Genomic DNA, 9,287 nt, shown 5'->3' with positions numbered 1-9,287 from the left:
ATCTTGAATTCTTCGGTGTATCGTTGACGGCTCATGGAACCTCCTGCTGCCTTCAGTATAAGGCCTGGAGGTGTCTACGAAACTAGGGGCGATTCAGTTGGATAAATGTTCAGTGGCAGGTCAGCGGCAATGAGATGAAGCATACCCACCATCAATCCGCATCCAACTGCGCCTTCAGTCCCGCAACGGCAGTGCGTGCTACACCGAGTAACCGGGATTCGTCCATGCCTTCCCGCGCACTGGCTGAAAGCCCGGACATCGTGCTGGCCACGAAGTCGGTCACCGAGGATGCGTGCTCCGGATGGGTGCGGGCGACGAACTCGCGAATTCGATCACGGCGCTGATTTGCCACCCGGCGTGCATGAATGACGCTGTCATCTCCGTCATTGCCTCGGGCGGCTTCGAGTACAAGGCACCCCCGCTGTTTCGGATCTCGCGCATAGGTTCGCGCGGCGCTCTCCAGCAATTCCGCCAGTGCATCCGCCGGCGCCCGCCCGGACAGCAGGATCTCGTCCAGCGCGAGGGCCGATTGCGCGTAGCGCTCGATGACCTGTGCGAAAAACTCGGACTTGCTACCAAACGCTTTGTAAAACTGGGCGGCTTCACACCGAGTGCGTCGGTCAGTGCCGCCAACCCCACAGTTTCGTAACTGCCAGCATGAAACAGACGCTGGCCCGTATCCAGTGCGGTTTCCATGTCGAAGCCTCGGGGCGGCCTCGAGCCCTCGGCGCTGATTGGGTATTTTCTTGCCAATCCCTCGTGGCCGTGACGATAGGCGGATTCTGTTATTGGCTTTTCAAGGCTACCTACTAGTCGGAGGGCAATCACGCCATCTATTTCCTGATCACGGCAATAGGGTTGTCCGTCAGCGAGCTGCGTCGCTCGGGCCCCTGATCGATCTCAGTGCGACGAGACGTAATCCGATTTGGCAAAGGCCGGCGGTATCGCGAAATTCTCCCGCATGCGCTTCGTTTCGGCGGCTGGCGTCAATCCGAAAAGCCGTTTGAACTCCCGATTGAACTGCGAAGGACTCGCATAACCCACGGCATGGCAGGCGGCCTCGGCGGTCATTCCCTGACGCACCATCAGCAAGCGCGCCTGGTGCAACCGCGTGGATTTCACGTACTGCATCGGCGAGGTGTGGGTAATGGTCTTGAAGTGGTTGTGGAACGTGGGAACGCTCATGCCGGCTTCACTGGCGAGTTGCGCCAGATCGAGCGGCTGGGCGTAAGTCGCGTGAATACAGCGTAGCGCCTTGCCGATCTTTCCGAACTGCCCGCGCATGGCCAGCGCCGCTCGCATCGCATCGCCCTGTGCTCCGGTGAGCACGCGAAAATAGAGCTCTCGAACCAGCGCCGGGCCCAGAATCGACGCCTCGAGCGGCTGGTTCATCGCTTCGAGAAAGCGCGCCAGAGATGCCCGTAACGCCGGGTCCATGGGGCTGGACATCAAACTCTGCGGCGCACTCGGCCGTGCTGTCCCGGCATCGCGCTCGATCTGGATCATCAACTCGGCGGCGAGCTGAAAATCCAGGTGCATGTAGATGGCCAGCAGCGGACGCTCCGGCGTCGCCTCGGTTTCCATCGTGAAGGGCACCGGCACCGAGACCGCCAGGTAGTGCTGCTCGTCGTACAGATACACCTGATCACCGAAGAACCCCTGTTTTCGCCCCTGACATACGAGCACGATGCCAGGATCGTACAGAACCGGAGTACGCGATAAGGGACTATCCGAGCGCAGGATGCGCACGTCAGGCAGCGCGGTCAGGTTGTAACCCTCGTTCGGCGCCAGCGCTCGAAGCAGCGCCACCATGTGCTGCTGTTCAGCCGTCGGTGGAGCGGGAATGGTCTTGTTCATGTCGTATCGCGTGAGATGATAAGAATAGGCAATAAAACAAGAACAATAAGCCTGAAAGCGTGAAATACAAAGGCGTAATGTGCAGCTCTCATTGATTCATTGGAGCCATCGCCATGTCGTCCAGCAAACTGTCTTCCAACAAGCAGTCGTCCAACAAACTCATTCTCATCACCGGCGTCAGCAGTGGCTTCGGCCGGGCGCTGGCTCAGGAAGCGCTGGCTAGCGGTCACCGCGTCGTCGGCACGGTGCGCAACGATCACGCCAGGCAAGCGTTCGAGCAGCTCGATCCGGCGAACGCGGTGGGCCGGGTGCTCGACGTGACCGACTTCGATGCCATCGACGGTGTCGTGGTCGACATCGAGGCGAGCGTCGGGCCGATCGACGTTCTCGTCAACAACGCCGGCTACGGCCACGAAGGGATCATGGAAGAGTCCACGCTGACCGAGATGCGTCGTCAGTTCGATGTGAACGTATTCGGTGCGGTCGCCGTGACGAAGGCCGTGTTGCCCTACATGCGCGCACGTCGGTGCGGGCATATCCTCAACATCACGTCGATGGGCGGCTTCATCACCATGCCGGGCATTGCCTATTACTGCGGCAGCAAGTTTGCGCTGGAAGGGATTTCCGAGGTGCTCGGCAAGGAAGTGAAGCCGTTCAATATCCACGTCACCGCCGTGGCCCCCGGCTCGTTTCGCACCGACTGGGCCGGCCGTTCGATGTCCCGCACACCGCGCTCGATTCCCGACTACGACGCGCTGTTCGATCCGATCCGCCATGCCCGCGAGGAGAAGAGCGGCCAGCAGCTCGGCGATCCGGCAAAGGCTGCCCGCGCCATGCTGGCCATCATCGACAGCGAGACGCCGCCGGCACATCTGCTGCTGGGAAGCGATGCGCTGGGGCTGGTGCGCGAAAAACTGTCGGCGATGGCCGAGGAGATCCAGGCATGGGAAACGCTCACGCGCTCGACCGATGGCTGAGGGTTCAGCATCGGCGACATCCGCGGGATGTCGCCGAATCTCAACTCTCCCGAAGCATCTCTTCGAGCATGGCGGCGTTGGGATCGTCCGGCTGGCTGACGACGGCATAGTTGTAATTGCCTTTCGACCAGTACTGCGCCATGAGCTTGCCGTCGATTCGCTTGCCCGGCTCCAGCATGTGATTGCCGGCACCCGGCGGGCGTATGTACATCATCATCTGACGCCCGGTCCGGTCACGATAGACCACCATCGCGGCAGGCCCTTGATCAGTGGCCAGCAGCCGCGCACTCGTCATCTCCAGGCCGGCGGCGCTAAGATCGGGCGGCATGATCCCGTCGCTGAAATGGGCCTGAAACAGTTTGACGATTCCCTCGCGGCTGTTGGCGTCCGGTTCGGAGACGGCGGTATCGCTGGCGTCGACAATACCGTTCCCATCGATAGCAGTGTTGCCGTCGATGGCAGTGTTTCTATCGATAGTCGTGTTCCCGTCGAGCGAGACGTTATCGGTGAACAGGCGATAGGCCTGAACGGCGTCGGCCATCGGCTGCGCCGAAATCGAGGGCGGGGTCATCATGTCGTGCACTTTCCAACCGCCGGTCATGCCGATACCCAGGGCCATGACCAGCATGGCCGCCGTCGCCAGCCAGCGTTGGCTGTTGGCTCGTTGGCGACGCCGAATCGCGGCGGGATCGAGTGCCGGGTTGTCTGGCCACTGTTCGGGGTTGGCGTAACGCGCGCGCAAGCGCCTTGCATCCACGCGCCACTGTTCGAGTTCCGCCGCCTGTTCGGGATTGGCCTGGAGCCAGGATTCGATCCACTGCCGGCGCTCGGCATCCAGCTGATCATCGAGATAGGCGTGCAGGTCCTGCTCGGTGGGGTGACGTGGATTCATTTGAGTCTCCAGAGTGACGGTGACGACGGTTTTTCCCCCGATGTTCCTTCGTCCAGGTCGCGCAGCGATCGGCGTGCCCGGGACAGTCGTGACATTACCGTACCGATCGGAATGTCCAGGGTTTCGCTGACTTCGCGGTAGCTCAGCCCCTCCACCGAAACGAGCACCAGCAGCGCCCGATGTTCCGGAGAAAGTCGGTCGAACGCCTCCCAGGTGGCGTTGGCCACGACGATATCTTCCGTCGAGGCGCTGGTCTGGGGGTCGCTGGTGAACAGCTGCATGAGCCTTGCGTAGCGCCCGGCGCGACGGCGACCGTCGATGAACTGACGATACAGAATCGAAAACAGCCAGGCGCGAAGATCACCATCGGGGCGGCGGCGCTGCCAGTGGCCGATCGCTTTCTCCATCGTCGCCTGTACCAGGTCATCGGCATCGCTGGGATTCTGGCTCAGCGACAGGGCAAAGCGCCGCAGACGCGGCAGTATTTCACGCAGTTGATCGTCATCGGGTGGGCTCATGGGGATTCCAGCGTGTCGAAGGAGGTCGCTGTAGGACGAATCGGTTGAAATTCTATTCCCTTCTGGCGTCGATGAAATTGCCAATATTTCTGCGACGCGATCCAGCGGGCGGGAATAAAGCGTCGACAGCGTCGTCCTACTGCCTCCATTCGGACAACGTTCCCCGGAGCGAACATGACCCTGAAAACTCCACCACCGTTGAATACGATATTTCGGTTCACGGTCATCGGACTCGTTATCGCCATCCTGGCGACGGCCTTCGCCTACGTGGGCGGTTGGCTGGACCCCGGCCGGCTGACCCCGGATCGGATGATCAATACGCTGGAAGACAACGCCGGTGTTCACGAAGGCTATCGCCGCAATCACGCCAAGGGGTACTGCGTGGTGGGCCGCTTCGAGAGCAATGGCAATGCGGCCAGCCTGTCCCGCGCCAGCGTTTTCGAAGCGGGACAGCAGAGTCCGCTCATCGGCCGGTTCGCGATTCCCGGGGGTAATCCGAATGCCAATGATGGCATGCCACCGATACGCAGTTTCGCGCTGCAATTCCAGTTGTCGAACGACGAGCAGTGGCGGACCGCAATGAACGCGATGCCTGTATTTCCGGTATCGACGCCGCAGGCATTCTGGGAACTGTTGAAAGCCTCCCAGCCGGATTCGCAGAGCGGCAAGCCGGATGCCGCGAAAATGTCGGCCTTCTTTGCCGACCATCCGGAAACCAAGCCATTCTTGGCATGGGCGAAAACCGCCCAGCGCTCCTCGAGCTTCGTCAACGTCGATTACAACAGCCTCGATGCCTTCCGCTTCATCGATGCCGCCGGGACTACACACTTCGTACGCTGGGGGCTGGTACCGGAAGCGCCGTTCACGGCGATGACCGACGCCCAGAAGCAGGATCCCGATTTCCTGTCCAAAGACCTGCGTGAACGCCTGGAGCAAGGGCCGCAGCGTTGGCATCTGATCGTGGCCGTGGCGAATCCGGGTGACCCGACCAATGATGCCACCCTGGTCTGGCCCGAGGATCGTCGCCAGATCGATGCCGGCGTTGTCACCATCGAGAGCGCCCAGGCTCAGGCCGACGGCCCCTGTCGGGATATCAACTACGACCCGCTGGTGCTGCCCGATGGCATCGCCGGCTCCGATGATCCGCTGCTGAGCGCGCGCTCCGCGGCCTATTCGGAATCCTATAACCGACGTACCCGCGAGGAGGCCGAATCGGCCACACCCTCCACCCAGGAGCCGCAATCATGAACTCACGGACCGCTACCTTTTCCGTTCCCGCTCGGCTGTTGCACTGGTCGATGGCTATCATGGTCATGTCGATGCTGTTCATCGGTATCGGCATGGTGGCCACGGTTTCCGAGCGTCACGTGTGGCTCGTTCAGCTCCACAAACCCCTGGGGATCGCGATTCTCGCCCTGGTCATCGTGCGTCTTCTGGTGCGCTGGCGTCACGGTACTCCGGCATTGCCTGCGGATTTACCCCCATGGCAGCGCACCGCTGCGCATCTGTCTCATTGGATGCTATACGCGCTGATGCTGGCGATGCCGCTGATCGGCTGGACCATGCTCTCGGCCGGCGGTTATCCGGTGACCCTGTATTCCGGTATCACGCTGCCGGATCTGGTGTCGCCTTCTGCCACGCTGTATAGCGCGTTGCGGTTTGCCCATACGTGGCTGGCGCTGAGTCTTTTCGCCGTCATTCTCATTCACCTAACGGCGGCCTTGTACCACGGCTTGATTCGTCGGGATGGCGTACTGGCAAGCATGACGAAAGGTCAAAAGCATCCGTGAACCGCATACCCTTTTCCTGAAAAGGCGAACGGGTTACCTATGAAAAAAGCGATCGGATCGGCGGCTTGTTGATCCTGATCGCTTTAACATTTCTGCATCAAACTCATGGCGGTAAGTGACCGGTTTTGCACCGGTCGGATCTCATCGGAAAAGAATCGCGCCAACGATCGAGCGCGGGACAAACGGATAAAAGCCGAGGTGATCAGCCTCGGCTTCGGGAGTTTCCTACCGCTTTCGATCAGTCGACTTTCAGGCGGGGTCGGTGTTGTAGAGCCGTTTCACGACGCCCATTTGCGCAGCACTCTGACCCTCCGCTATCAAACTCTGCTGCTCCCTGCCCAGCGCTTTCATGGTTTCCATTCCGGTCCGGTTCTGTTCGGCGCGAAGTGCATTGGCACTGGCTTCACTGTGACCCGCGCCGATATCCAGGCGCCAGGCGCCGAACTGGTTGGCCGTCATCATGGCCGGCTGCAGATTCAGTGGCTGGTGCAGTCTCTGCATGGCTTCCTGCTGGGCGATACTATCGTTGGCCTGCGCCAGTACCGGCATGATGCCGGCGAGGGCCACGGCGGCAGCGATCTGGGCCAGGCGGGGCATTATCTTGGTTTTCATCATCGACTCCTGTCATGGAAATAGCTACGACCTACGGTGTCGGTCGCTGTCGACAGAGAAATCATGTCACTGTCGGCTAAAGGTAAGACGCTCAATGACTGAATTTATTCCACTGCTTTTGTGACAATATCGCCTCACCTGAGACCATCCGAAGTTCTGCTGCTGCATATCTAGAATATAGAGCTGTGGCCAGAATTTCTGCGTTCTCTCGAGGTGGGATATCATGACACGGAGATGGGGGAATTGAGAAAATCACTAACCAATCTGTGACAGAGACAATTTCTTAAGTTTATGCAGGCCCGCTGGCCGCTCTTGGTTCACTGGACTCGGTGGCAACGGTCCCGACGTCGCGTCAGCTAGCAACGGGTTGCTTCAGTTCTGATACCTATTTTGGAGTTGCCCTGACGGTAGCTCTACGAGCGCCTGCTCAAGTGGGGCTTGGTTGCAGTTTGGTTGCTGATTCAGCGCTCTCGGGGCTCTAAGTGTGATGTGTGGAAAATCTTAAGTGACTGAGTTTTCTTGGAAACCGCATGGCAGGCGCGGTCTGGATTTCTCCATTCGCTGCATTCATAATCCCTTGGTCGTAGGTTCAAGTCCTACTGGGCCCACCATTTCTAGACTTTACGTCTGCCTTCAACCCCTGCGCGCTCCAGAGACATGGGATCTGATTTCGTGTTGCGCCTGAAGAATCGCCTGTCCCTAGTTTTTACGCTTCAACCGAAAACCCTCCCGACAGAAGTTTTGCCGCTCGCTCCCCTTGAGTTCGGGGAGGAGTCTGGCCGAAGGTCGGGCAATCGGGCCGGAGCGTCGGCGACCACCCAGATCGCGATAGATCTGGAATGAAGAGCAAAAAAATGGCCCACCTGGCGTCATCGGGGATGATGTAGCGCCTGGGGGCCAGAAAGATCGCTTTCGAAGGCGACCATGAACACGTTGGCAAACATGTGCGACGCTCACCGCACATGTGATGCATAGGCTGCATTGTCGCCGTTTTGCGTCAGGACGGGAAAGTAAAATGTGCAAAAATGCGGGCAATTTTATTGCTCTTTGGAAACATAGGCGGCTTCACGTCATTGCCTGGTAATTATTCATTGGGTTCTGTAAAGATAGTGTTTCATGTTGTGTAAACGTAGCGCCGTATAAAAAACCCGCGGCTGCCGAATGGAACAATCTCCGATCGGCACCGCGGGTTTGGCTGCTTCGGATAACCGAAGCGGGGCGCTGTTATTCAATTGCTGGGTTCATGGCCGCTTTATGTGATTGCTGCCCTGGGTCATTTGTCGAGAGACAATTGACATCGGTAGCTGAGCTTTTTCGGGAGCGCCCCGTTTCGAAAGTATGGCTAAAGTAGGGGGCTGTCAACCAGGGAATGCATTGAGGCAGTGGGCGGCGCATGGGTGAATTTGGCGATGTCGGCCGCCAGGCGACGGCTTGTCCAGGAAGAAGAAGGGTTCGGCGGCACTGAGGCTGATCTGTCGTGACAGGTAGACTCCCAAGATTATCGACACATTTTGAAACAAATTTGATCGGCATACTTGATGCGGATCAAATCATCTAATGCAGGTTGGGTCCACAGTGAGTCATGAAGCAGGGAAGGCTTCTTGAAAAGGACAGGCGTCGCAGGACGCGGCGACACAGGGATGCACGGCAGGATGCCGTGGTGAATCAGCAGGGATACGCAGCGCTTGGGGGAGTCGGCCAACCGACTCCCTTTCTTCGTTATGCATTTTTTTCTTCGCCGTGCGCTTTTTGGCAGCTTCATGGTGGGTAGTGATCGCAGTCGCTGCTAGGCTTTCCTTCACGGTGGAACCGATGTGGATGCCTTGGCGGTGTTAGCCGCGTGACCGTCACGGGATATTGTCGGTCATTGTGTATGTCGCCAAGATGTCACCCGAGATTACCCTTCGTTTGCGGTTCCTGTCAGGAACTGCCCTGATTTGTCGGCAGTGAGCATTACAATGATGGATTGGCTTTCTCAAAACAGCGCCGCCATTTCAGCCCTGACGGGTTTGTGCACGTTGCTGGTCTGGCTCTTCTATGCCCAGTTGCTGTATCTCAACTTCAGACGCCAACGCCAGCCCAAGATCATCATCAACCGCGGCTTCGGTCGTACGCTGCAGGCCCGTTGTGTCATCAGTAACATGAGCCCGGAGCCGATCTTCATCGAGCACATCGTGGCGATTCTTCACACGGACCAAGGGACAATTTCCCAGGATCTGATCGACTTCGAGGAATCGACCGCCAAGGACGATGGAGCAGATCGTCTGATCGAAACCACCCGGCAGGGGCCGATGCTCTCCGGCAGCTATAACCATATTGGTACCTTCCACGACATCATCGGTCGGGTGCTTCGTTTTCACGGGCTTCCCTCTGAAGACTTTCAGGCGACCGACGGTCGCACGCTGCAGGCGATAGAACTACGGGTCATCGCCATTTATGGTAGTGAAGACTCGCCAATAGGCGCTGCCAGAACTTTCGATCTGACCATGACCTCGTCAGGGGAAACCCTCGTACCGACCCGTCTTACCACCAAGCGCTATGCATCGCACCTGAGACGCCGCGTGGTTCGCCGATGGATTCGCGCGCTGGACGGTTAGGCGAGATGGCGGCAAGTCGACGCGGGCGGACAAACGTCATGTAG

9 protein-coding genes are annotated in these 9,287 nt (G+C 58.9%); 5 read left to right on the top strand and 4 right to left on the bottom strand.

Annotated elements, in window-relative coordinates; all coding sequences use genetic code 11:
- The first annotated feature begins 301 nt into the window (after window positions 1–301).
- Window positions 302–649: a hypothetical protein gene (locus tag DOM36_RS20060; protein ID WP_157958610.1), complete on the top strand. Its 348-nt coding sequence runs from the start codon at window positions 302–304 to the stop codon at window positions 647–649.
- Between the two features lie 251 nt (window positions 650–900).
- On the opposite strand, the gene DOM36_RS09580 is transcribed toward DOM36_RS20060, so the two are convergent.
- Window positions 901–1,857: an AraC family transcriptional regulator gene (locus DOM36_RS09580; protein WP_232823783.1), complete on the bottom strand. Its 957-nt coding sequence runs from the start codon at window positions 1,855–1,857 to the stop codon at window positions 901–903.
- A gap of 113 nt (window positions 1,858–1,970) precedes the next feature.
- Here DOM36_RS09580 and DOM36_RS09575 point away from each other — a divergent pair, with 113 nt between their 5' ends.
- The gene (locus DOM36_RS09575) at window positions 1,971–2,834 is read left to right on the top strand and encodes an oxidoreductase (protein WP_110642925.1); all 864 of its coding nucleotides are present in this window, start codon (window positions 1,971–1,973) and stop codon (window positions 2,832–2,834) included.
- Window positions 2,835–2,874: 40 nt separating this feature from the next.
- Here the strand turns inward: DOM36_RS09575 and DOM36_RS09570 are convergent, their stop codons facing one another.
- Both DOM36_RS09570 and DOM36_RS09565 read right to left on the bottom strand, forming a co-directional pair.
- Window positions 2,875–3,726: an anti-sigma factor gene (locus DOM36_RS09570; protein ID WP_075570463.1), complete on the bottom strand. Its 852-nt coding sequence runs from the start codon at window positions 3,724–3,726 to the stop codon at window positions 2,875–2,877.
- Window positions 3,723–4,244, bottom strand: coding sequence for an RNA polymerase sigma factor (locus DOM36_RS09565; RefSeq protein WP_075570462.1), 522 nt, complete (start codon window positions 4,242–4,244; stop codon window positions 3,723–3,725). Before DOM36_RS09565 ends, DOM36_RS09570 begins: the two co-directional genes overlap by 4 nt.
- A 174-nt stretch (window positions 4,245–4,418) precedes the next feature.
- Here DOM36_RS09565 and DOM36_RS09560 point away from each other — a divergent pair, with 174 nt between their 5' ends.
- Both DOM36_RS09560 and DOM36_RS09555 read left to right on the top strand, forming a co-directional pair.
- Complete coding sequence (locus DOM36_RS09560) at window positions 4,419–5,492, top strand: catalase family peroxidase (protein ID WP_110642923.1); 1,074 nt, start codon at window positions 4,419–4,421, stop codon at window positions 5,490–5,492.
- On the top strand, window positions 5,489–6,034 hold the full coding sequence (locus tag DOM36_RS09555) for a cytochrome b (protein WP_110642921.1): 546 nt from the start codon (window positions 5,489–5,491) through the stop codon (window positions 6,032–6,034). Before DOM36_RS09560 ends, DOM36_RS09555 begins: the two co-directional genes overlap by 4 nt.
- Before the next feature lie 249 nt (window positions 6,035–6,283).
- On the opposite strand, the gene DOM36_RS09550 is transcribed toward DOM36_RS09555, so the two are convergent.
- Complete coding sequence (locus tag DOM36_RS09550) at window positions 6,284–6,646, bottom strand: hypothetical protein (protein WP_075570459.1); 363 nt, start codon at window positions 6,644–6,646, stop codon at window positions 6,284–6,286.
- 1,937 nt (window positions 6,647–8,583) lie between these two features.
- Between DOM36_RS09550 and DOM36_RS09545 the strand changes: the two genes are divergently transcribed.
- A complete protein-coding gene (locus DOM36_RS09545; protein ID WP_198651252.1) occupies window positions 8,584–9,243 on the top strand; it encodes a hypothetical protein in 660 nt (219 codons plus the stop codon).
- Window positions 9,244–9,287: the final 44 nt, after the last annotated feature.

This window comes from Salinicola sp. CPA57 (assembly GCF_003206035.1).
In the GTDB taxonomy this organism is placed as follows: domain Bacteria; phylum Pseudomonadota; class Gammaproteobacteria; order Pseudomonadales; family Halomonadaceae; genus Salinicola; species Salinicola socius.
The sequence above is the reverse complement of the archived record's forward strand: the minus strand, read 5'-3'. Positions and strand labels throughout refer to the sequence as shown.